Annotated in this window: 21 protein-coding genes and 1 pseudogene; 9 read left to right on the forward strand and 13 right to left on the reverse strand. The window is 58.8% G+C overall.

Annotated features, from left to right (window positions below):
• Nucleotides 1-83 precede the first annotated feature (83 nt).
• From ABSG47_RS13865 to ABSG47_RS13900, 8 genes and pseudogenes are all read right to left on the reverse strand, one after another.
• Nucleotides 84-1,196: an ABC transporter permease gene (locus ABSG47_RS13865; protein ID WP_424170292.1), complete on the reverse strand. Its 1,113-nt coding sequence runs from the start codon at nucleotides 1,194-1,196 to the stop codon at nucleotides 84-86.
• 2 nt (nucleotides 1,197-1,198) lie between these two features.
• Nucleotides 1,199-2,242 carry an ATP-binding cassette domain-containing protein gene (locus tag ABSG47_RS13870; RefSeq protein ID WP_424170293.1) on the reverse strand — a complete coding sequence of 348 codons (1,044 nt, stop codon included), beginning with the start codon at nucleotides 2,240-2,242 and terminating at the stop codon, nucleotides 1,199-1,201.
• Nucleotides 2,242-3,309, reverse strand: coding sequence for an HlyD family secretion protein (locus ABSG47_RS13875; RefSeq protein WP_424170294.1), 1,068 nt, complete (start codon nucleotides 3,307-3,309; stop codon nucleotides 2,242-2,244). The genes ABSG47_RS13870 and ABSG47_RS13875 overlap by 1 nt, the downstream gene beginning before the upstream one ends.
• An 11-nt stretch (nucleotides 3,310-3,320) precedes the next feature.
• The gene (locus ABSG47_RS13880; protein ID WP_424170295.1) at nucleotides 3,321-4,085 is read right to left on the reverse strand and encodes a TetR/AcrR family transcriptional regulator; all 765 of its coding nucleotides are present in this window, start codon (nucleotides 4,083-4,085) and stop codon (nucleotides 3,321-3,323) included.
• A gap of 133 nt (nucleotides 4,086-4,218) precedes the next feature.
• A complete protein-coding gene (locus tag ABSG47_RS13885; RefSeq protein ID WP_424170296.1) occupies nucleotides 4,219-4,491 on the reverse strand; it encodes a hypothetical protein in 273 nt (90 codons plus the stop codon).
• Nucleotides 4,492-4,614: 123 nt separating this feature from the next.
• On the reverse strand, nucleotides 4,615-5,586 hold the full coding sequence (gene lpxD / locus ABSG47_RS13890) for a UDP-3-O-(3-hydroxymyristoyl)glucosamine N-acyltransferase (protein WP_424170297.1): 972 nt from the start codon (nucleotides 5,584-5,586) through the stop codon (nucleotides 4,615-4,617).
• 49 nt (nucleotides 5,587-5,635) lie between these two features.
• A complete protein-coding gene (locus ABSG47_RS13895) occupies nucleotides 5,636-5,911 on the reverse strand; it encodes a hypothetical protein (RefSeq protein WP_424170298.1) in 276 nt (91 codons plus the stop codon).
• 451 nt (nucleotides 5,912-6,362) lie between these two features.
• Nucleotides 6,363-7,313: pseudogene (locus ABSG47_RS13900) on the reverse strand (lysophospholipid acyltransferase family protein); the annotation flags it as partial.
• Here ABSG47_RS13900 and ABSG47_RS13905 point away from each other — a divergent pair.
• Nucleotides 7,304-9,349 (forward strand): FG-GAP-like repeat-containing protein, encoded by a 2,046-nt coding sequence (locus ABSG47_RS13905; protein WP_424170299.1) that lies wholly within the window; start codon nucleotides 7,304-7,306, stop codon nucleotides 9,347-9,349. The pseudogene ABSG47_RS13900 and the gene ABSG47_RS13905 overlap by 10 nt on opposite strands.
• A gap of 123 nt (nucleotides 9,350-9,472) precedes the next feature.
• On the opposite strand, the gene ABSG47_RS13910 is transcribed toward ABSG47_RS13905, so the two are convergent.
• The 3 genes from ABSG47_RS13910 to dcd all read right to left on the reverse strand — a co-directional run bounded on the left by ABSG47_RS13910 (nucleotide 9,473) and on the right by dcd (nucleotide 12,195).
• A complete protein-coding gene (locus ABSG47_RS13910) occupies nucleotides 9,473-10,159 on the reverse strand; it encodes a lipid-binding SYLF domain-containing protein (RefSeq protein ID WP_424170300.1) in 687 nt (228 codons plus the stop codon).
• A 519-nt stretch (nucleotides 10,160-10,678) separates the two neighbouring features.
• A complete protein-coding gene (locus ABSG47_RS13915) occupies nucleotides 10,679-11,395 on the reverse strand; it encodes a response regulator transcription factor (protein WP_424170301.1) in 717 nt (238 codons plus the stop codon).
• A 245-nt stretch (nucleotides 11,396-11,640) separates the two neighbouring features.
• The gene (gene dcd, locus ABSG47_RS13920) at nucleotides 11,641-12,195 is read right to left on the reverse strand and encodes a dCTP deaminase (RefSeq protein WP_424170302.1); all 555 of its coding nucleotides are present in this window, start codon (nucleotides 12,193-12,195) and stop codon (nucleotides 11,641-11,643) included.
• A gap of 185 nt (nucleotides 12,196-12,380) precedes the next feature.
• Here dcd and ABSG47_RS13925 point away from each other — a divergent pair, with 185 nt between their 5' ends.
• The 4 genes from ABSG47_RS13925 (at nucleotide 12,381) to ABSG47_RS13940 (ending at nucleotide 14,040) form a co-directional block, all read left to right on the forward strand.
• A complete protein-coding gene (locus ABSG47_RS13925) occupies nucleotides 12,381-12,713 on the forward strand; it encodes a DMT family protein (RefSeq protein WP_424170303.1) in 333 nt (110 codons plus the stop codon).
• 127 nt (nucleotides 12,714-12,840) lie between these two features.
• The gene (locus ABSG47_RS13930) at nucleotides 12,841-13,134 is read left to right on the forward strand and encodes an HU family DNA-binding protein (RefSeq protein ID WP_424170304.1); all 294 of its coding nucleotides are present in this window, start codon (nucleotides 12,841-12,843) and stop codon (nucleotides 13,132-13,134) included.
• Nucleotides 13,135-13,375: 241 nt separating this feature from the next.
• Nucleotides 13,376-13,717, forward strand: coding sequence for a ribbon-helix-helix domain-containing protein (locus ABSG47_RS13935; RefSeq protein WP_424170305.1), 342 nt, complete (start codon nucleotides 13,376-13,378; stop codon nucleotides 13,715-13,717).
• The gene (locus ABSG47_RS13940) at nucleotides 13,714-14,040 is read left to right on the forward strand and encodes a type II toxin-antitoxin system RelE/ParE family toxin (protein ID WP_424170306.1); all 327 of its coding nucleotides are present in this window, start codon (nucleotides 13,714-13,716) and stop codon (nucleotides 14,038-14,040) included. The genes ABSG47_RS13935 and ABSG47_RS13940 overlap by 4 nt, the downstream gene beginning before the upstream one ends.
• A gap of 11 nt (nucleotides 14,041-14,051) precedes the next feature.
• On the opposite strand, the gene priA is transcribed toward ABSG47_RS13940, so the two are convergent.
• Complete coding sequence (gene priA / locus ABSG47_RS13945) at nucleotides 14,052-16,559, reverse strand: replication restart helicase PriA (protein WP_424170307.1); 2,508 nt, start codon at nucleotides 16,557-16,559, stop codon at nucleotides 14,052-14,054.
• A gap of 85 nt (nucleotides 16,560-16,644) precedes the next feature.
• On the opposite strand from priA, the gene ABSG47_RS13950 reads away from it, so the two are divergent.
• The 4 genes from ABSG47_RS13950 to ABSG47_RS13965 all read left to right on the forward strand — a co-directional run bounded on the left by ABSG47_RS13950 (nucleotide 16,645) and on the right by ABSG47_RS13965 (nucleotide 20,636).
• Nucleotides 16,645-17,400, forward strand: coding sequence for an ROK family protein (locus tag ABSG47_RS13950; RefSeq protein WP_424170308.1), 756 nt, complete (start codon nucleotides 16,645-16,647; stop codon nucleotides 17,398-17,400).
• Between the two features lie 320 nt (nucleotides 17,401-17,720).
• Nucleotides 17,721-19,043, forward strand: coding sequence for an energy transducer TonB (locus tag ABSG47_RS13955; protein WP_424170309.1), 1,323 nt, complete (start codon nucleotides 17,721-17,723; stop codon nucleotides 19,041-19,043).
• 19 nt (nucleotides 19,044-19,062) lie between these two features.
• Nucleotides 19,063-19,956 carry an HAD-IIB family hydrolase gene (locus ABSG47_RS13960; RefSeq protein WP_424170310.1) on the forward strand — a complete coding sequence of 298 codons (894 nt, stop codon included), beginning with the start codon at nucleotides 19,063-19,065 and terminating at the stop codon, nucleotides 19,954-19,956.
• The gene (locus ABSG47_RS13965) at nucleotides 19,953-20,636 is read left to right on the forward strand and encodes a lytic transglycosylase domain-containing protein (RefSeq protein WP_424170311.1); all 684 of its coding nucleotides are present in this window, start codon (nucleotides 19,953-19,955) and stop codon (nucleotides 20,634-20,636) included. The genes ABSG47_RS13960 and ABSG47_RS13965 overlap by 4 nt, the downstream gene beginning before the upstream one ends.
• Nucleotides 20,637-20,722: 86 nt before the next feature.
• Here ABSG47_RS13965 and ABSG47_RS20965 read toward each other — a convergent pair.
• The coding region (locus ABSG47_RS20965) for a hypothetical protein (RefSeq protein ID WP_481133037.1) at nucleotides 20,723-20,957 on the reverse strand (235 nt) is incomplete at its 5' end.

The following is a 20,957-nucleotide window of genomic DNA, read 5'->3' on the forward strand; positions in this document are numbered from 1 at the left end:
AAACGCAGCGAGGCGGTCGATCCTCCCACAAGGAACCGACCGCCTCGTTTGCTTTCCGGAGGCTTACCTTCGCCCGGAAATGCCTATAGCGTGCGCTTGAACAGCGGCGTGGCAATGAGCAGTGTGCCGAAGCCGAAGACAAATAGATACAGCAGATCCCACTGGATGGAAACGAATCCGCCGTCCTTTAACAAAATTGATTTCAATCCGTGTACTGCGTAGGTGAATGGATCGACGACTGCAATGCACTGCAGCCACTTGGGAAATGCGGAGACTGGTGAGATTGCTCCTGATGGAAAAAAGAGCAGCGTGTTGAGCACGCCGAACATGGCGCGCGGAACCAGCGGATCATCCACGCGCACCATCATCAGGAACATCATCCCGTTGAATGCGATGGATGTTCCAAGAATGAGTAGAAGCAGGTAGAGATCGGCCAGCGGATTGAAGATGACGCCGAGGCCTGCCATGAGCGAGCCGATGACCGTCAGGCAAATGCCGCTCAGGACCGCCTTGATGGCGCCTGCGAAGTTGAGACCCATGACCAGTTCAAGCTTGCTGATAGGGGTTACGAGATAGCCCTCATGCACGCCGCGCGCCTTGTCGTCGATGTACAACATGCCGCCGCCGATCATGACGGAGATGTACATGGCGAGCGTGATGGAGCCGGCGAGCAGGTACTTCATGTACTCGACGTAGGGATAGAGCTCGACGATTTCAAGCGCGACCTGCTTGACGACGCGGTCCTGAATGACGGGCTGGTTTAGTGCATCGACTAGCGATTGCATCTCGGTTTCGAGCGTGCCGCTCATAATCTGGTCTGAGTTATCGACTACCAGCGCGATGCGTGGCGCATCGTTGGCGTAGACGCGGCGAGAGTACTGCGGTGGGATGATGACTGCCGCATCCACCTTGCCGGTGCGCACGGCTTCGCGGGCCGTGTATTCGTTGTCGTATGGAATGGTGGTGAAGGTGGCAATGTTGACGGCGACAGAATCGAAGGCTTCATGCACTTTGACTGCCTGCGGGCCGCGGTCCTGGTCCACTACGGCAATTTTTGCGCCCTGGATGTGTCCGCCGTAGGCGTGGCCGAGAATCAAAAGCTGCACGAGAGGCAGCATCATGGACATGATCATCAGCACGGGCGAGCGGAAGAACTTCCGCATTTCGCGCTCGACAATGGCAAGGAAACGATTCATGGCTACATCTCTCCTTTCCTTGGCATCTGAAAGACTGCGCGAACCTGCTCGTCGCGCAACTGGCGGCCTGTGTAGTGTACGAAGACGTCATCGAGCGAGGTGTTCTGCACGCTGAGACTCGTTAATTGCTCGCCTAATCTGCTGGCCATTTCCACGAGCTGTGTTGTGGTCCGCGATCCGTTGGCTGTGAGCACGCGATACACGCCTGCGGATTGCGATTGCACGTCTGTAACTTCAGCCAGTGCGAGCAGGCGTTCTTTCCATTGATCGTCTTCCCGGTTGAATCGGACTTCGACAACGTCTGAGCCGGGGACACTTTGCTTGAGCCCAACAGGCGTGTCAAGAGCTACAAGATTGCCGTGATCGACGATGGCGATACGGTCACAGAGACGGTCGGCTTCTTCCATGTAGTGCGTGGTGAGCAGCATGGTGAGATGGCGCGTCTTCTTCAGATTGTTCAGCATCTCCCAGACGGCGATGCGGCTTACCGGATCGAGGCCCGTGGTAGGTTCATCGAGAAAAAATATGCGCGGATTGTGAACGAGGCCGCGTGCAATTTCAAGCCGGCGGCGCATGCCACCGGAGAGTGTCTTGGTCTGCGCGCCGCGCCACTTGGTGAGGTCCACAGCTTCCAGCACTTCATTGATGCTCTTCTCACGGATGGCCTTTGGCACCGAGTAGAGCTTGGCGTAAATGCTGAGGTTCTCTTCCACGGTGAGATCGAGGTCGCTGGTGAGCGCCTGCGGAATAACACCGATGACATTGCGCACCGCGTTGGGTTCCTTCGATACGTCGAGCCCGTCAATGAGCGCGCGGCCTGCCGTAATGGGAATGAGAGTGGTCATCATGCGGATCAGCGTGCTCTTGCCTGCGCCGTTGGGTCCCAGCAGGCCGAATATCTCGCCTTCAGCAACCTCGAAGTCGACGCCTTTGACGGCTTCGAAGTCGCCGTAGCGCTTGACGATCTTTTCCACTTTGATAGCTGCGGGCTTGATCGCCGGGCCTGCGGCCTCTCGCGTTTTGGGCTGATTCTGTGCAGTGTCCATCAGTGTTTCACCAGCTTCGCCTTGGGAATGTAGACTTCCGCCTGCATGCCGGGGACGAACTTCTCGCCGTCATTGGGGATGAGCAGCTTGAGTCTTACGGTGTGGATGTCGCGCTTGCGGCTGCCGTTGATGTCGCGCTGCGTGGCGAAGTCCGCTTCCGCGGATTTCACGATGACCTTGCCCTGAACTTCCGCGCCGCTGGGCAAGACCACTTTAAGCATGTCGCCAAGCTGAACGGCATCTGCCTGCGTCTCCGGCAGCGGCGCGTACACCCAGGTCTGCGAGAGATCCATGACGGTCACAATGGGCGTGCCTGCTGCGACGACTTCACCCTGCCGCGCGGCCCACTCATTTACTTTGCCTGTGACCGGTGCGAAGACCTTTGCGTAGCCAAGCTCAACGTCGGCTTGTTTGGCCAGCGCCTGAGCATTGAGAACCTGCGCGCGTGTGGAGGCAACGGTTTTTTGCGCGGCCGCGGCTGAAATCTCATGCGCGCGAGCCTGGCGCAGTGCCGCCTGCGCGGCAACGATATTTTGTTTGGCAGCGTCAACGGCTGCCTGATCGGCCTGCAGAGCAGCTACGGCTTCGTCGCTGGCCTGCTTGCTCATGATTCCCTGCCTGGCAAGCGCTACTGTGCGCGGCGTATCGGCTTGCTGCCTGAGCAGATTTGCCTGCGCCTGATCGAGCGATGCCTGCGCGGAAAGGACCTGCGCGGCTGAGTTGCTGGTGGCGCTGGTGACTTCGCCGAGCGTCTGCCGCTGGGTTTCAACGGTTTCATTCAGCTTCTGCTGCTGGCTTGTGACAGTTGCCGCTGCCGCGCTCTGCGCCGCTGCCAGATCGTTGCTCTCAATGACGGCAATGAGCTGCCCGGCCTGCACGCTTTCACCTTCCTGCACGGTGAGCGTCTCAATGCGGCCTGGAATTTTTGCGCTTACGAGAACCTCATTGGCATCGACTGTGCCGATGAGGCGCAGATCGCCTGGGGCGCGCGCCGTGACCAGATACCAGATCAGCGACCCCACCAGAAGCAGGCCAAGGATCATAAAAACTCGATTACGTGCACTCACTCTTTCCTCCCCTAGTCCTTTTCCATCCATAGATCAAACGGCTCGGCATCGGGCATCGGCGTATCCGCAAATATGCGCGCGGCTGCCTCAGCGCCTTGCTGCCGGTCCCGAAAAATTGCCCGCCCCAGAAAGTCGAGCAGAGACTTTCGCCGCTCGGCCAGCGCTTCGCGCGTCAGCATGTCTTTGCCTGCGACGAGCTTCCACATGGGCGCGCTGAGAAAGTAGAAGACGTTGGCTCCCAGGCCGGCGAAGAGAATCTGCATCCAGTCCGCCTCGATCAGCTCTCCGCCCTGGATGCCCTCGCGCGCCATGGACTCATACATGATGAGCATGGGCTCGAAGGCTTTCTTAGCGATGATGGGCAGTACGCCGTTGTCGCCCTTGCGAATGCGCATCATCTCCTGCTGCATAAGGCTTTGGAACTCGGGCTGCGACCAGATGCGGTCAAAATGATTCAGCGCCATGCGCAGCATGCGTTCGCCGGGAGTGGCCTGGCGGGTGAAGACTGCGAGCGTGCTATCGCGCATGCGGGCTGCGATGATTTCCACCGCGGCCAGGTACATCTGCTCCTTGCCGGTGAAGTAGTAGTAGAGCAGCGCCTTGTTTACGCCTGCGGCTTCGGCAATGCGTTCCGTGCGGGCGCCAGCCAGGCCGTATGCGGCAAATTCGCGCACCGCGGTGTCAAGAATGCGGGTTCGCGTCTCGGCGGAGCGGTCTGAGATCGCGCTACCTGAGATCGCGCTACCTGGAGGAGCGGTATTGGGTTCTGGTGTCATTTTTAACTAACCGGTTAGTTTTACTAACTGGTTAGTAAATTAACTCAGACGAGAGTTCCATGCAAGGGGTTTTGGGGCATTTTTCTCGAAAACGATCTATCTTGCTGCTGAATAATGCTTTAGATGGATGTGATCACGCGAATACGCTGATGGTGTGGTGTTTCCCGGAGTCGTCCAGCTCGTCGAGAATCGTTTCCGTGGCGGCCTGGAGGATCTGGTAAACGGAGTCGTTCTCCTCGCCGGAGTGCTGGTTTTCTTCTTCGCTGCCGCTGGGAGTGTAGGTGGCGTCGTCTTCATTCTGCTGGCGCCGAAAGTCGATGGCTTGGGTGGTGGGAACGTCAGACGGTGCGGCGGAGGGCGCTGATACGCGTACCGGAATCAGGTTCGGGATGGGAGCAATCCCCATAGCTCCTCCTTCACTGCTTCAAATATCGACGGCAGAGCGGGCAGCTTTAATCTTTTTTCTGAAATGTTGATGTGTTTTGCGACACCGGCATTCGACCTGAACGGGAAAAGTGCGGTGAAATGCCTATTCCAGGCGGGTGCGGGATCTGGCCAGGCGCGCGAGAACGGCCAGTTCCCGCAGCACCTGCTTGAGCGGGCGCGCGGGGGTTCCCCACAGGACGGTGCCGGGCTTGATTTCAGGCTTGAAGCCTTCGTTGGTGACGGTCTTGCCGCTCAGTACGCCGGCCTGACCGCCGAGGATAACGCCGGGGCCGACGTGGGCGTGGTCGCCGATGCCGACCTGGCCGGCGATGATGGCGCCTTTGCCCACGGAGCTGGAACCGGAGATGCCGGTGAGCGCGGCGATGACGACGTCTTCGCCAATGTCGCAGTTGTGGCCGATGTGGACCAGGTTATCGATCTTTGTGCCGCGGCGGATGCGGGTTTCGGCTAATGCGCCGCGGTCGATGGTGGTGTTTGCGCCGATTTCCACGTCGTCTTCAATGACGAGCGTACCCTGCTGCGGGAACTGCGTGTAGGAGCCGGTGGCGGAGTCGCGGACGTAGCCGAAGCCGTCGGCTCCGAGAACTGCGCCGGCATGGATGATCACCCGATTGCCGAGCGTGGTGCCGGGATAGAGAACGGCGCGGGGGTAGATGTGGCAGCCGTCGCCGATGCGGACATTTGCGCCGATGACGGCTCCGGCTTCAATGAGGACGTTGCGGCCGAGTTGCGCGGAGGGATCGACAACGGCTGCTGGATGGATGCTTGCGGCTGGAGCGGGCTTGAGGAGCTTTGCGGCGCGGGCGAACCAGAGGCGCGGGCTTGGTGCTTCGACGATTCCCTTCTCGAAGGGATTGGCGAAAGGCGTGTTGGGGCGAAGAATGACTGCGCCGGCGTTGCCTGTCAGAGCTTCCGCAGCGCTTTCTTCGTCTTCGGCGAAGACCAGATCGGTGGGACCGGCTTGCGGTGCGGAGTTGACGCCTTCGATATGCGCGTCCGCGTTGCCCTGCAGAAGTGTGCCGCCGAGTTTTTGGATGAGTTGGCCGAGTGTCATTGCGCTTCAGTCTATATTGCTTTCAGAAGGACGCTATCGAAAGGCCCGGCTAGTCCACCCATGCAGGAGGGTTAAGCGGCTCGCGATGTGCGGCAATTGCGTCTTCGACATCTCGCGCAAAATCTTCTCCCATCCTTGTTGATGGACCATCGGGCAGGAGAGCGAGGACTTCCTCAATTGTTCGGCCTTTCGGCACGGGAGCATGAAGAACTGCAACCGGCAATGCGCCGGATTCGATAATGACCTCAGCGCCGGAACGGACGTACGCCAGCACAGCCGCGAAATCGCGTGCTGCATCGACATCCGAAATGTGAATCGTTGCCATTGGTTCGATGATACCGCGGTTTCCGGTCAGGCCTTAGTAATTGGGAGCTATATGCTTGGCTACCCTAATTCGCTATATAACTTATGTATAATCAGGCCATCAGGTGGGGTTTGGAGGGCCAGTGGGTACTTGACGCTGCCTGATAAGCTGTCGAGTGGCCTAACCAGTCATTACGGTTCAAGTCCGTTGCCCTCCGCCAGGCACTCGACGAAAAGAATTTGAACAAAATCAAGTAAATGTGCTATGCTTCTCTTGCTTATCAGGCAACGTAGTATCCAGTAAGACACATCGGCCCTCGGGGTGGTTCCCGGAGGGCCGATGACGTTTGGGGCTAGGTTTGGGGAGTTAAGTATACAGTCCCTCAATAAATAGCAGGCTCGCCTGCGGGGCGCGTCTTCCAGCGGCGGTGAATCCAGAGCCATTGGTCGGGGTAGCGGCGGACCCAGCTTTCGAGCACTGTGTTGCATTGCGCCGTTGCGGCAAGGATACCGGCTTCGGGGTCGTCTGTGCGCGTGAATTCAAGCTCAGGGCCGAAGTGGAGAACGTACTTTTGCTCTGCGGGTTCCCAGAGGCAGAAGCCAGGCAACACGGCTGCGCCGGTTTTGAGCGCGACGCGGGCAAGGCCGGAGCCGGTGCAGGCTTGGGTGCCGAAAAAAGGTGCGAAGACGCCCTGCGGCGGGGTCATGTTGGTGTCCATGAGAATGCCGACGGCGTCGCCTTCGTGCATGGCCTTGAGCAGGCCTCGGGCGAAGTCGTCTTTGTGCAGGACGCGGTTGCCGTGCAGGCAGCGAATGTGGTTCACGTACTGGTCGAGGTATGTGTTGTCGAGGCGGCGGATGACCATGCCCATGGGATGGCCCATGAGCGAGTGGTAAAAGCTTGACAGCTCCCACGCGCCGAGATGCCCGGTGAGGATCAGCACGCCTTTGCCGCGCGCCTTGGCGGCTTCATAGTGCTCCAGGCCTTCCGTTCGCAGCCAGTTACGCGTATTTTCCGGAGTGTAGCGGCGCATCCGGCAGAACTCCACCATCTGCCAGCCCAGGTAGCGAAAGAGATTTTTCAGGATTGTTTCTTTTTCTCTGGAGGAAAGCTCCGGGAGCGCGAGTTGAAGGTTGCGCTCGCCGACGCGGCGCAGGCGGGCGAGCACGCGATACGCGGCGGCGGTGTGAAGATTGACGACCCGGCGTGCCAGAGGACGCGGCACCCAGCCGAGGAATTCGGCGAGCGCGACAACCAGCCAGTACTCAAACCTTTGCTTCATGCGGGCAAAGGTCAGTGTAAACCTTCGCTCCAAATGGTAACTATGTTTGGTTTCTTTGGAATATGGGGAGACTTTGGGGACGGCTTTGGGAATGCATTCAATAGGTCGCCGTGGTTTAGAATTCAGATGTTTTGAAAACATCTTTTATTAAGGATGTGCTGCTGATGCGTTACGGCTGGTCTTTGTTCTTTGCTGCGATCGTAATCATCCTGGGCGGGTGCTCGTCTTCCGCGCCAATATCGGTAAGCCTTTCGCCTATCTCTCCTCAAGCGGTTGATGCAGGCGCGCAGTTTAATGTGACTGCGACCGTCACGAACTCTGACAGAGGGGTTACGTGGAAGCTGAGCGGGCCGGGATCTCTCGACTCCACTACGGGCTCCACGGTCAGGTTCATTGCCAGCCTAACCACGACAGGGCAGGCAGTCGTCACTGCAACATCGGTGGCGGATTCATCGAAAAGCGCTTCCCTGACGATCGCCGTCAACCCTGGTCTCTCCATTCCTATCAGCCAGACAATGCCGAATGGCACCGTTGGCGCCCCGTACAGCGCGGCTGTGCCGCGCATCGGCGGAACGGCTCCGTTTCAATGGGGCATCTATAACGGACCGATTGACACCGGAAATGAGGTGGGCGGAACCGTGCCGGACGGGCTTACGCTCGATCCCACTACCGGGGTGATCAGCGGAACCCCGACAGCGGGCGGGACCTGGTACTTTGAAGCGACAGTAGCGGATGCCGACGGTGAAAGCGCGTCGGATGGTTTCCTGAGCCTGCAGATCAATCCAAACGGTGGTGCGGCTAATCCGGTTCCCTTCCTTGACCAATCGCTCACGCCCACGGCGGTTGCGCCCGGCGGCGCCGGGCTGACGCTGACGGTGAGCGGAGCAAACTTTATCTCCGGCGTAACCGTGGATTGGAATGGCACGGCGCTGGCGACGACATTCGTGGATCGCGATCATCTGACCGCGCAGGTGCCTGCGGCCAATGTGGCAAAAGCGGGGACAGCTTCGGTGACGGTCGTGAATCCAGCCCCCGGCGGCGGCGCATCCAACGCCGTTTACTTCCAGGTGGGCGCGCCGGAAACGGCAGTCAATTTTGCTGCGGCTCCCAATTCTCCTCTGCAGATTGTTGAAGCCTTCGGATTGGCCGCGGCAGACTTCAACCAGGATGGAAAACCTGACCTTGCGGTTGCAGCAGGAGCGGCGGGGTTGTATCTCATGGCCGGCAACGGAGATGGCACGTTTTCAGTTGCGTCCGGTTCACCGATGCGGATGCCGAGCCCGCCGTTCAACGACTTTGCATCGCCCTACATCGGGCCCGTGGTGGTGGGCGATTTCACGCACAGCGGTTATCCGGGATTGGCAACGGCGGAATTCACGAATGCTGTCGCCGTGATTCTGCAAGGGAATGGAAACGGAACCTTCACACTATCCACGGCAGAGTTCGCGTTTCAGGATACGATGTTTGTCTCCGCTTTAGCAGCGGCGGATTTCAATGCGGATGGGAACCTGGATCTTGCAAGCGCCAATGGGTCTTACTTTGAGGGCTTCGTCGATCTCGGCTACGGACATGGAGCGTTCAATGCCGGCGGGCAGCTTTACGCGGAGGGCTTTCCGGAGGGCGTGGCCGTGGGCGATTTCAACCGGGATGGCAAGCTGGACGCGGTTTTGGCCGGAGGCGGATCGACGACATATCCATACTCCGGATACGCGGTTTCGCTTGGAAACGGAGACGGGACATTCACCCAGGCGAGCGGCTCACCGGTTTCCCTGGGGCAAGACCTGTCTGCAATTGTTGCGGGGGATTTCAACGGGGATGGAAAGCTCGATCTGATTGTGGCGGATGGCGTGGCAAACACAGTGACTGTCCTGCTGGGAAACGGCAACGGAACCTTTCAGACAGCAGGCACCTTTGCTACCGGAAATCAGCCTGGCGCGATGGTGGCGGGAGACTTTAATAACGATGGGAAGCTGGATGTGGCAGTGGCGAACGCCGGCGATGGCACTGTCACGCTTCTGCTGGGAAATGGGGACGGGACATTCACCGAAGCGCCAGGTTCGCCGTATACAGTGGGAAATTCTCCGACTGCAATTGCGGCGGCGGATTTCAATGGCGATGGAAAATTGGACCTGGCCGTGGCGGTGACCGGAAATGTGTCGATCCTGTTGCAGCAATAGTTAAGACACAACATGCAAGAAATGTTGTCTTGCGGTTCAGAACTTCTATGCCTTAAAGCAAGAACTCCATCCTCATGCGCGGATCGCGCGGAGGATGGAGCTTTGCATTTCAATTCCCTGCTTTTACTGATTCTTGGCTTCTATGAAGTAATGCGCAACGGTCTGTACGAAGGCTATCGAGTCCTGCGGGACGGCGACGTTGCCCTTGAGGACGGTCTGGAACGGGTACTCCTGGCCGTAGTACGTGTCGGTGTCGGAGTTGTTCTGGCTGACTGAAGTTCCGTCAAGATCGATACCGGCAAAGAGGCCTTTGGTGCGCGAGTAGGTCAGCAGCTCGGCAGACAGCCTCCAGTCGGTGGAGGCTTCGCCGTTGCGGCCAATCGGGCCGGCCGCCGCAGAAGCATTTGCGCCGATTTTGAACTTGCTCTTGAGCAGATCCTGAAATCCTTTGTCATTTACGGCAACGAGAACGAGGTCCGTGGACTGGCCGCCGATCTGAAGGCCCCATGAGCCGCCGGCGAGGCGGATGAAGACAGGAGCGCTCCAGCCGTGGCCGGTGCGGCAGGTGACAATGCCCTGGCCGTACTGCGCGCCAAAGACAAATGCGCCCTTGATCATGCCCGGCACAACGCCGACGCAGGTGGCCTGCTGCAAAATGCCTAACGGAATGCCTTTATCGTCAGCCCTCATGATCTGATCGAGGACGGTCTTGGCGGCGTCAATGCGGTCCTGCAGATCCTGACGTGAAGCGGCATGGACTTGACCGGCCATGCAAACGGAGGCAGCAAGGATCGTCAATTTTTTAAACATGAGAAAAATTCCTTCCTCTTAATTTCTTTGTTTGTTTTTATCTTTTATCTTCCGCAGTGCGAAGAGTTGCATTCACTGCCGAGAATTCCACTGACTGCGGACAGTCTCCCTTACTATGACGCGAAATGGGCGCAATAGGAGGGCTGAGGAAACCAATATGCAACTGATTGCAACTGGGGACGGGCAGGAAGACTTCGGCGCCCGAGTACGAATCTATCGCACCCGGACACCGTAGAGGATAAGAAAAGCATTGATTTAACAGGACATTTCAGATGCTTAAACATCCTGAAAGAGGAGGGGGGAGGGCCACAATGCAGCGTCTGTGGTGAAAAAATAGGCGTTCCCGGTCATCATGCGAGCATGGTGTCTGAGAACGCCTTTCCCCAGATCTGCGTTGTTTCTGAAATCATTGTGCAAGAATACACAAAAAGTAACAAGGTTACGGAAGTCCAATGTATTTTAGTAACCTATTACTTTAGGGTGGGAATGGTGTATAGGAGATGCGCAGGTGGTCGTGAATCAGTGGGAGGCGTGCGGATGGTCTGGAACAAGCGAACGATTGATGGCGCGCACGGAGAGATCGATGCGGTTTTCCGCGCCGGTCTTTTTCAGCAGGCTTGTGATGTGAGCCTTTACAGTACGCTCCTGGATGCCTAGCTGAGCGGCGATATCGCGATTGGTGCGCGCGAGAAGGATGAGCTCAAGCACCTGCTGCTCCCGGGTGGAGAGAGGGAAGGATGAGGACTGCACCATGGCGCGCGGGATGCCGATGAGGCGGTCAATGAGCCGCGAAAGAAGGCGGCGCGGCGCCCAGATGGAACCGCTGACTACGACCTCGATGGCATAACGGACGGTCTCCGGGCTGGCGGAGGAATCAAGATAGGCACGGGCGCCGGCGATAATGCAGTCCAGCACAAGCTCTTCATCGTTCTCCGGGCCGATGACAATCTGGGGCACATCGGGGCGCTGCCGCCGGACATTTTGCAGGGTCTCAACGCCGCCGGCCGCGCCGTTCATATCGACAACGAGAAATTCGATGGACTTGTTGGCCAGGAGCTCGGCAAGTGTGCCTGTGATGGGTGTGAGCGGCGGTTGGCCTGCTGTGGCAGGCTGGTCAAAGATGCTTCTGAGGCCTTCGACGCGGATGGGTTCCCCAGTGACAAGGCCAATGCGCACGGGAGGCGCGGCCTCGAATGAAGGTGTCTGCGTGCCGGGCGTTTTGCCGGACTTTGGCATTTGTCAATCTCCCAGAAATTCTGGCGGTATCTCAATTTGAATTGCTTTGTAACAGGCACGACTTGAGTCGTGCCAAAACGGCCATAAAAATGAAATTGGGCTTTAGCCCCCGAGGCAGTTTCTTCAAACGGAGACACTACCGAAATTCTATGCTGAAGTTAAGTGAAGGCGGGAAGACAAACGCTATGATCGGGAAGAATGAAAAGATTCACGCCGCCTGACGGGCAGTCTTGTTTTTCTGGAACTCAGAGCTTGGGCAGGACGATTCCCTGCTGGTTCTGGTATTTGCCTTTGCGATCGGCGTAGCTGACTTCGCAGGTCTCGTCGGACTGAAAGAAGAGAATCTGGCAGAGGCCCTCATTGGCGTAAACCCTGGCCGGCAGCGGCGTGGTGTTGGAGATTTCGAGGGTGACGAAGCCTTCCCACTCAGGCTCAAAGGGCGTGACGTTCACGATAATGCCGCAGCGGGCGTAGGTGGATTTGCCGACGCAGATGGTAAGCACGTCGCGCGGAATGCGGAAGTATTCGATGGAGCGCGCCAGAGCGAAGGAGTTGGGCGGAACGATGACGGAGAGAGCCTGGACGGAGACGAAGGAGCGCTCGTCAAAGGCCTTGGGGTCGATGATGGCGGAGTTGACGTTAGTGAATATCTTGAACTCGTCGGAGACGCGGAGATCGTAGCCGTAAGAAGAGAGGCCATAGGAGATGACGCCTTCGCGAACCTGCTTTTCGCTGAAGGGCTCGATCATCTTGTGGTTGAGTGCCTGTTCCCGTATCCAACGGTCGCTCTTGATGGACATGCGTCTCCTATTGGCGTTGATTGCGATTCCAGCGCGGTGTGCTTGCCGCGCGATGAGTGCCTGAAAGGCCCATCTTACGGGAGCGGGCGGGGATGTGACAATTGTGCAAATATGCGTAGTTATTGCCTGCTGAGATGCGCGCGAAGCTCTGGAAGAGAACGGCGGGGATGGGATAGTGTGGCAGCATGAAGACGATTCTGCTGCTGTTTTGCTCCAACATCTTTATGACGATGGCCTGGTACGGGCATCTGAAGTTCCGCAACACTCCGCTGATGCTGGTGATTCTTGCGAGCTGGGGCATCGCGTTTTTTGAGTATTGCTTTCAGGTGCCTGCAAACCGGTTTGGCTATGGACAGTTCACCGCATTTCAGCTCAAAATTATTCAGGAAGTAATCACGCTGACGGTGTTTATCGTGTTTGCGTGGCTGTATCTGGGCGAGCAGATGAAGTGGAATTACGCGGTCTCGTTCCTCTTTATTCTGGGAGCCGTGGCATTTGCATTCTGGGGCAAGCTGTAGGGGCCGGTTGCAGGCGGCTGGGGGATTTTGCACCGCGCCCTCAAAAATGCCCCATTCCACAAATGGCGCAAAACCTGTAGCATCACTCAGGTAGTGGTGATCAAGCACACAGAGAGAGGGTTCTCCTTTGATCAAGCAGGACATCGTACATTACGTGATTGAGCGCACGGGCCTGCCGCGGACCAAGGCGGAGGCGGCTGTGGACACGGTTTTTGAGGGCCTGAAAGAGGCTCTGGCTGCCGGCGACCGGATTGAGCTGCGCGGCTTTGGAGTCTTCAGCGTGCGCGCGCGCAAAACCGGCATTGGCCGCAACCCGCGTACCGGCACCGAAGTGACGATTGCGCCGGGCAAGGCTGTGCGCTTCAAGCCCGGCAAGGATCTTCACGAGCTGAAGACCAACGGAGCGAAGACGGAGTCATAACCGGCCAGCCTGATGAAAAGCCTCATCTTCGCTTTTTCGGAGGGAGCGTGAGGCTTCAGCCTCACGAATAAGGCCAATGTATTCAAGAGGGCTTTAGCCCCGGGCCCTTCCTTGAAGCCGCCAGACTGACTTTGCCGGCAATCTGTAACAGGCCTTTCTCTGACGGCGTTCGCGCCAGTCTGCCAGCCAACGGGCATGCCGCGCCTGCTTCAAAAGTATGATAAAGTATGATCCAAATCCAATGACTCAGGAGGCCGGCATGGGCGCGATTGAACGACTGACCATTACTCTTCCATCCGATATGGCGGGGCTGGTGAAGGGTGCTGTGGATGAAGGAGATTACGCCTCCACCAGCGAAGTGATCCGGGATGCGTTGCGCGACTGGAAGCTGAAGCGTGAGCTGCGGCTGCATAAGCTGGCGGAACTGAAGGCGGAGATTGAAATCGGCATGGCGGATTATAGAGCGGGCAGGGTTGTTGAATTCGATGCCGAGCGAATTGCCGAACATGGAAGAGAGCTTCTAGCGAAGCGACGGAAGAACGCACAAACTGGGAGAGCAAGCCACACTGCCAGCGCAAAATGACTCATTACGAGCCTCTCCAAATTCACTACTCGATAGCGGCGGACGCGGATCTGTCAGAGATATGGAGTTACGTCGCTGAGAATAGCTCCGAATCTCTCGCTTATGAATTCAACGCCCGAATTCATAGCAAGATTCAGCAGGCTGCCCGGTTTCCTTTCTCCGGAGCTCCCAGGCTGCACCTTGCGCCGGGCATGCGCGTGCTGTTTCAGGAGCAGTACGCTATTTACTGCATTCCTGGAGCCGGTGAGATTACTATCCTTCGCGTCCCGCATGGCGCGCGCGATTTGACTGCCATTGTTGAAGAGGGTGACTTCGTTCTCTGATCCGCCCTGGCTTACATGAGACGCTGCGCGTCTACGTCCACCGTCACGTTGCGACGTGGAACACCCGCGGCGCCAGCGTGCGCAAGCATGCCGCGCAGAGCTGCGTTGAGTGCCTTGCGCGAAGCAGCTTTCAGGATCAGGTGAAAGCGGTAGACGCCCTTGATGCGCGCTACGGGCGCGGTGCAGGGGCCAAGCATGCGGACTGCGCTGCTGTTCTGGTTCTGGACGAAATACTTGCCCAGGATAGAAGACCAGCCCGCGGCTTCTTCAAGCTTTTCCGACTGCACCAGCACATTGGCCAGCACGCCGAAGGGCGGATAGTGCATCCAGCGGCGGTATTTCTCTTCTCTTTGGACAAAGGCTGCGTAGTCGTGGGTTGAGGCGGCAACGATGGCGTAGTGATCCGGGTAGTAGGTTTGTACGACGACGCGGCCGGGAAGCTCGCCGCGGCCGGCGCGGCCTGAGACCTGCGTCATGAGCTGAAAGACGCGCTCGGCGGCGCGGAAATCCGGCATGGAGAGCGAGTGATCGCAGCCGACGACGCCGACCAGCGTGACGCCGTGAATGTCATGGCCCTTGGCGATCATCTGCGTGCCGACGAGCAGGTTGATTTCGCCGGAGTGGAGACGAGCCAGGAGCCGCTCCAGATCGTAACGGCCGCGAACGGTGTCGCGGTCCATGCGGCCGATGCGCGCGGCGGGAAAGATTTCGGATAACCGTTCCTCGCCCTGCTGTGAGCCTGCGCCAAGATAGTAGAGGTGCTCGGAATCGCACTGCGGGCAGCGTGCGGGAACGGTGCGGCGGTAACCGCAGTAGTGGCATTCGAGACGCTGGCCTTCGCGGGCGAGACCATCTTCCGATGGCGGTTTGTGGTGCGTCAGCGCGATGGCGCAGTTCTGGCATTCGAGCTTGGTTCCGCAGGCGCGGCAGAGCACGGCGAAGGAATAACCGCGGCGATTGAGCAGGATGATTGCCTGTTCGCCGCGATCGAGCGCGGCCTGCGTCTGCTCAATGAGCGCGCGGGAAAACAATTGCTCGGCGCCTGTGTCTTTGAATTCGTTGCGCATGTCGATCAGCTCGACTTGCGGCAAGGGGCGATGGTTGACGCGCTCCTTCATCTCGATGCGCGTGTATTTGCCGGCGGCTGAGTTCTGCCAGGTTTCAAGCGAGGGAGTGGCGGAGCCGAGCACGACGACGGCTCCCGCGTTGCGCGCGCGGACCACAGCCACATCGCGGGCGTTGTAACGCGGCGTTTCTTCCTGCTTGTAGCTCTGATCGTGCTCCTCGTCTACGAGGATGAGGCCGAGATTTGGCGCGGGCGCGAAGATAGCGGAGCGCGTGCCTACGATGATGGGCGCATCGCCCGAGCGGATGCGACGCCACTGCTCGCTGCGCTCTTCTGGAGTGAGCGCGGAGTGGAGCAGTGCGACTTTCCGGCCAAATGCGGCGTCGAGGATGCCGGCCATTTGTGGCGTCAGACCGATCTCGGGAACGAGCAGAATTGCGGACTGGCTGCGATCGAGAGCGCGCTGCATGGCGGCGAGGTAAACGGCTGTCTTGCCGGAGCCAGTCACTCCAAAAAGCAGAAAGGCGTGGAACGCCCCGAGCGAAGAGGCAATGGCTGCGAGCGCTTCGGTTTGCGGCTCGTTCAGCCGGATCGGGCCGCCGGAGCTTTCGATTCCGCCGAGACGGAAGGCCATGAGACGCTCTTCGATTTTCACAAGGCCGCGGCGGACCAGCGTTTGCAGCGTGGAGGGAGGCAATCCCTTGGCGCGCAGCGCCGCCAGTTGTATCTCCCCACCGCAGGCTGCCAGCTCGGCAAGAATTGCCTGCTGCTTTTGCGTAAGTGAAGGCAGGCGCGTCTCCGGAATGAGGACTGCGACTCGCTCCATGCGTCGCGCGTCGCGCTCTACTGCGCTGGTTTCGCGGGCGATCCACTTTTTGCGCAGCATGACAGCGAGAACGGATTGCGAGGCTGCGGTGGCGGTGCGCAGGGTAGAGATTCTGACCGGCTCGCCGGCGGATAGCTTGTCGAGCACGCGGCGCTGGAGTTCGGCGGAGTCTGGCTCCTTTGTACCAATGCGCGGCTTGGGCAGTCTCTTCTGAGCCACGCGTTCGAATCCTGATTCGCCGTCGGAGAGTGTGGCGAGGATGTCGCGCCCAAGGTCCGTGATGCGGTAGTAGACGGTGCGGCGAACCTCGGCAACGAGCGGGAGCATTCCGCGAAGCACCTCGCCTATGGGAGCGAGATAGTAGCTTGCGATCCATTCGGCCAGCACGAGAAGGTCTTCACTCAAGAGCGGGCCATCGTCTTCATCGAGAACAGCTTCAAGCGGGCGGATTTCGTATTCGGCATCGGCAGGCCTTGCGCCGACGCTCATGACGATGCCGATGAGTTTTTCATTGCGAAAGGGCGCAATGGCACGGGAGCCGCGGACAGGATGCTGGCCGTCACGGACCGCATAGGTAAAGGTGCGGTCCAGCGGAACAGGCAGCGCGACTTCGCAGAATTGGGACATGGGAGGCAAAGAATCAGTGTAGGCGATGTAGTGCCGCGAATTTCTGGCTCCCTATTCCCTGCCCCACGCCTATACAATTCTCCCGATGACGAATGCAACTTCTACTGCAACAACGAAAAAGCCGGCCAAAGCTACTGACAACCCTGTCACTCTTGCCATTGATATCGGCGGGTCGGGCCTGAAGGCCATGCTGGTCGATCCTGAAGGCAAGCCAGTCAGCGAGCGCGAGCGCATTCCAACGCCGGAGGTTCCCAAACCTACGCTGGTTCTGGAGGAACTGGATAAACTTGTGGGTGTCCTGCCGGACTTTGACCGAGTGTCTGTGGGTTTTCCGGGAGTGATCAAGCGCGGCGTGACCTATACCGCCGTTAATCTGAATCCAGAGTGGATCGAGTATCCGCTGCAGGCAGTGCTCGAAAAGCGCTGGAAGAGGCCTGTGCGCGTGGCAAATGATGCGGCGGTGCAAGGCTATGGGGCTATTTATAACCGCGGCGTGGAACTGGTGCTGACGCTGGGGACGGGGATGGGATCGGCGCTGTTTACCAATGGCAGACTCTGCCCGGGCCTGGAGCTTGGCCACCATCCGTGGAAGAAGGCGACCTACGAGGATTACCTCGGGCGCCGGGGCCTCGACAAAGACGGCAAGAAGAAATGGAACAAGTCTCTGCAGGAGGCCATTGAGCAGACAGCGCACACCTTCAACTGGGACCATCTCTTCATTGGCGGCGGCAACACCAAGAAGATTGACTTCGAGCTGCCGAAGAATTCGACGATTGTTTCTAATGAAACCGGCCTGCTAGGCGGCGTAATGCTGTGGAAGGATGATGTGCTGGGGGAATGAAACGCAGGCAGGCTTGGCCAATTTCCAATTATCTCAATAGCCTTCCATCTACTTCGCTATCCCACTTACCTGCACGGAACGCGCCGAGTGCTGCTCAAGGGCTTTCCGTATCTTGTTATCTATCTTGATTGGCGGGATGAGATTTTTGTGCTTGCCATCGCTCATGGCAAGCGCGACGTTGGATATTGGAAACCACGCATTCCCTCGTAAATGTCACGAAAATGTCACAAGCCGGGGCGCTTGAATTTTCCTCCTCACCTATTGCACCGTTCGTGTAAGATGGCCTCGCCAAAATCCTGGCCCAAATTACGATGCGATCCTTGATTTACACTGCACGCCTTTTGCAAGCTACTCTGCTTCTTCTGCTCGCTGCCGCGCTGTTGCCTTTTGCCGCGGCGCAGGAGACACCACAAACACCGGCGGGTATGCCGCAAAGCACGCAATCGGCTGCGCCGGCTTCAGACCAAAGCACGCCGAACCAGCAGCCATCGCAGCCCGCGCCCGGACTCAAGGCGCCCGCGGATCGCGACCGGCTGAATGCTCTGGCGCACAAGCTGTTGACTGCGGCGCTCAAGAAAAATGCGCTCGATGGCGACGGGTTGAAGCCGTGGCATATAAAGATCGAATACTCTTTGGTCTCCACTTACAAACAATGGGACAGGCGTCTTTCGGCGGGCGGAGGCCGCATGATGAGGGGGGACGGAACCTTAACCGCGTCGGGCGGCGGATCAGCCGATATGCTGAACGGAACGGTGGAGGAGTGGCACGCGGGACACTATCAGTGGAGCCGGGTTTACGCCAGCCGTGCGGATACATGGAACGGAACGCTATGGCGCGTCTCACACATTGAGCATTATGAGCTCAGGCCAAAGAACGTGGACTTTGCCGCCGATCTGTTGAATGGGAGTGTCACCCAACCCGTTGTCGATCCCATGTATCAGGCTGCCCTTGCGCCGCCGGAGGCCATGCTGGCCATAAGTCGTGTTTCGCCAGGGGACGGACAGAGTTTCAACTGCATATCGGTCACCAACCCCAATACGCCTGGACCGAACGGGGCGGCGGCGTGGAATATGCCGACGATGTGCTTTGATAGCGAGCTGCGGCTAAGGCTTGTTTCATCCGCCGACACGGCCATCCAGTTTATGGACTTTCAGCCCTACCAGGACAGGAGCGTGGCACGCACGGTGCGAGTGCTGGTGCATGGGCAGCTTAACTCCGAAATGAAGGTAACGCTGTTGGAGGATTTTGACCCTGCGACCAATGGCGCCTTCCTGAAGCCGACGACGAAGGCCGTTCTGCAGCCCTACGCGATCGAAGAGGGCGACCCACCGCTGGTGAGTGTTTATGAGCAGGGCACAACTATTCCTCTGCTGGGGGACGGAACGCCATTTCGCGGCACAGTCTCTGTGAGCGCCATTATTCGCAAAGACGGCAGCGTGAAGGCGTTAACGCCGGCTACCGGGCCGCTGCAGCCTGTGCTGGACGCTGTCAGCATTGCCGTGAGCAAGTGGAAATACAAGCCGTATCTCATTGACGGGCAACCGGTAGAGGTGCGGGTGAACATTTCCTATCTGATTGACGGCAAGCCGTTTGTGCCTTCCTATCAACGTGCGGGCCAGGCGCCGGGATCCCATACACCGTAAGTCATGTTTAACTGGAGGTATGCATCCTCCTGTGCGCCTGGTGGCCATTGACATGGACGGCACGCTTCTGCCGAGCTTGGCTCAACAAGTGAGCGGGCGGACGGCTCGGGCCCTCAAGGCCGCACAGCAGGCCGGAATCACGGTGGCGATTGCCACTGGCCGTCGCCAGGCGTATGCCGCGCCGCTGCTTGGGAGCTTGGGCCTGCGAGCGGATATGCCTCTGATCACGTCCAATGGTGCAGTGACCCGCACACTGGCGGGCGAGCCGATGGACCGCTGCCATCTGGACGCCGCGGTGGCGCGTGGACTGTGCGGGCTGCTGCGGCCCTTTGGCGCGGTGGTGTTTACCTTTGATCGGGATGGACCGGGAGAGCTGGTGCTCGAGAATATCCAACAGGCACATGACCGCATTGCGCTATGGGTGGATGCGAACCGGGCATCGCTACGCGAGGTGAGGCCGCTTGAAGACGCGTTCGGCGATGGCGAGGATCCGATTCAGGGCATGGTGTGCGGCACGGTGGATGAGATGAAGCGGGCAGAGGCGGCGCTGCGGCAGAGCCCGCTGTTTGCGAGCTGTGAATGTGCCAGAACGGAGTACGCGGCCCGGAATTTGTCTATTTTTGATCTGTTGCCGATGGGGGTTTCAAAGGGCAGGGCGCTGGAGCAGCTTGCGGCGCGGCTGGGCGTGGGACGCCTGGAAACAATGGCCATTGGCGACAACTGGAACGACGTGGAGATGCTGGAGTGGGCCGGGCAGGCCGTGTTGATGGGTAATGCCTCTGCCGAGCTGCGTACGATGGCTAAGCTGCGCGGATGGAAGCAGGCTCCGCACAATGACGAAGATGGCGTGGCGGTGATTCTGGAGCGCGAGCTGGCGCGACAGGCGGCGCAGGAGATGCAGGAGGCGCGATGAGGGCGCAGGTACTGGCGATTTTGATTGCGGGGCTGGCTGCCGGAAGGGGCTTTGCCGCCGAGCGCGCGACGCTGGCCAATGGATTTGCGCTCGACTGCCACCATCATGCGGTGGTGGATGGGCGCATGCGGCTCTACACGAACGCGGATGAGAGCAATTACATCGAGTTTGCTCCGGCGGAGGTTGCGGCGTTCGAAACAGTTCCAGACCCCGTGCCTGTGCCGCAACCCGCGGCAGCCGAAACCAGGCCTGTTAGCCTGGGCACGCTGCTTTCTTCCGCCGGCCATGCGCACAACCTGGATGTGGAATTGCTGGCCAGCGTGGTGAGAGCCGAAAGCGGTGGTAATCCGCTTGCCAGGAGCCATGCCGGTGCGCAGGGGCTGATGCAGCTGATGCCGAAGACTGCCGCGGAGCACGGCGTGACCAACAGCTTTGAGCCGCAACAGAATGTGCAGGGCGGGGCCGCGTATCTGGACGAGCTGCTGACGCGCTACCACGAAAATCTGACACTGGCCCTGGCCGCCTACAACGCCGGCCCTGCGGCGGTGGACCGCTATCGCGGCATTCCGCCGTACCACGAGACGCGGGCGTATGTGGCGCGCGTGATCCGCGAATTCAATCGGCGCGTGACGGAGCGGCAGCGGACGGCTCAGCGCGCCTCGCTCAGCGGCTCGGAATAGCGAATTTTTCCTCTTGTAATACCAAATAATACGTCATATTATTTCGTATTATGACTACGCATCGCACTATCAGCTTCCGCATTCCCTCAGAAAAAGTGGATGAACTTGATGCTCTGGCTAAATCCATGGACCGGGACCGCAGCTATGTGTTGAATGAGGCGGTGGGTGGGTATCTGGATTATCAGCAAGAGTGCATGAAGAAAATCGAAAGAGGCCTTGAAGATATCCGGCAAGGCAGGGTTGTCGATCATGAAGTTGTCATGCAACGCATGAATGCATTCATCCAGAAGGCGCGTGCAAGAAGGCGAAAGACCGCGTGAA

The organism is Occallatibacter sp. (assembly GCF_049510455.1).
GTDB lineage: Bacteria > Acidobacteriota > Terriglobia > Terriglobales > Acidobacteriaceae > Telmatobacter.

Coding starts and splice junctions, on each gene's coding strand:
- ABSG47_RS13925 (WP_424170303.1), top strand. CDS start 12,381: ATGAAGACGATTCTGCTGCTGTTTTGCTCCAACATCTTTATGACGATG.
- ABSG47_RS13880 (WP_424170295.1), bottom strand. CDS start 4,085: ATGACACCAGAACCCAATACCGCTCCTCCAGGTAGCGCGATCTCAGGT.
- ABSG47_RS13865 (WP_424170292.1), bottom strand. CDS start 1,196: ATGAATCGTTTCCTTGCCATTGTCGAGCGCGAAATGCGGAAGTTCTTC.
- ABSG47_RS13960 (WP_424170310.1), top strand. CDS start 19,063: ATGCATCCTCCTGTGCGCCTGGTGGCCATTGACATGGACGGCACGCTT.
- dcd (WP_424170302.1), bottom strand. CDS start 12,195: ATGTCCATCAAGAGCGACCGTTGGATACGGGAACAGGCACTCAACCAC.
- ABSG47_RS13895 (WP_424170298.1), bottom strand. CDS start 5,911: ATGGCAACGATTCACATTTCGGATGTCGATGCAGCACGCGATTTCGCG.
- ABSG47_RS13915 (WP_424170301.1), bottom strand. CDS start 11,395: ATGCCAAAGTCCGGCAAAACGCCCGGCACGCAGACACCTTCATTCGAG.
- priA (WP_424170307.1), bottom strand. CDS start 16,559: ATGTCCCAATTCTGCGAAGTCGCGCTGCCTGTTCCGCTGGACCGCACC.
- ABSG47_RS13950 (WP_424170308.1), top strand. CDS start 16,645: ATGACGAATGCAACTTCTACTGCAACAACGAAAAAGCCGGCCAAAGCT.
- ABSG47_RS13885 (WP_424170296.1), bottom strand. CDS start 4,491: ATGGGGATTGCTCCCATCCCGAACCTGATTCCGGTACGCGTATCAGCG.
- ABSG47_RS13965 (WP_424170311.1), top strand. CDS start 19,953: ATGAGGGCGCAGGTACTGGCGATTTTGATTGCGGGGCTGGCTGCCGGA.
- ABSG47_RS13870 (WP_424170293.1), bottom strand. CDS start 2,242: ATGGACACTGCACAGAATCAGCCCAAAACGCGAGAGGCCGCAGGCCCG.
- ABSG47_RS13940 (WP_424170306.1), top strand. CDS start 13,714: ATGACTCATTACGAGCCTCTCCAAATTCACTACTCGATAGCGGCGGAC.
- lpxD (WP_424170297.1), bottom strand. CDS start 5,586: ATGACACTCGGCCAACTCATCCAAAAACTCGGCGGCACACTTCTGCAG.
- ABSG47_RS13910 (WP_424170300.1), bottom strand. CDS start 10,159: ATGTTTAAAAAATTGACGATCCTTGCTGCCTCCGTTTGCATGGCCGGT.
- ABSG47_RS13935 (WP_424170305.1), top strand. CDS start 13,376: ATGACTCAGGAGGCCGGCATGGGCGCGATTGAACGACTGACCATTACT.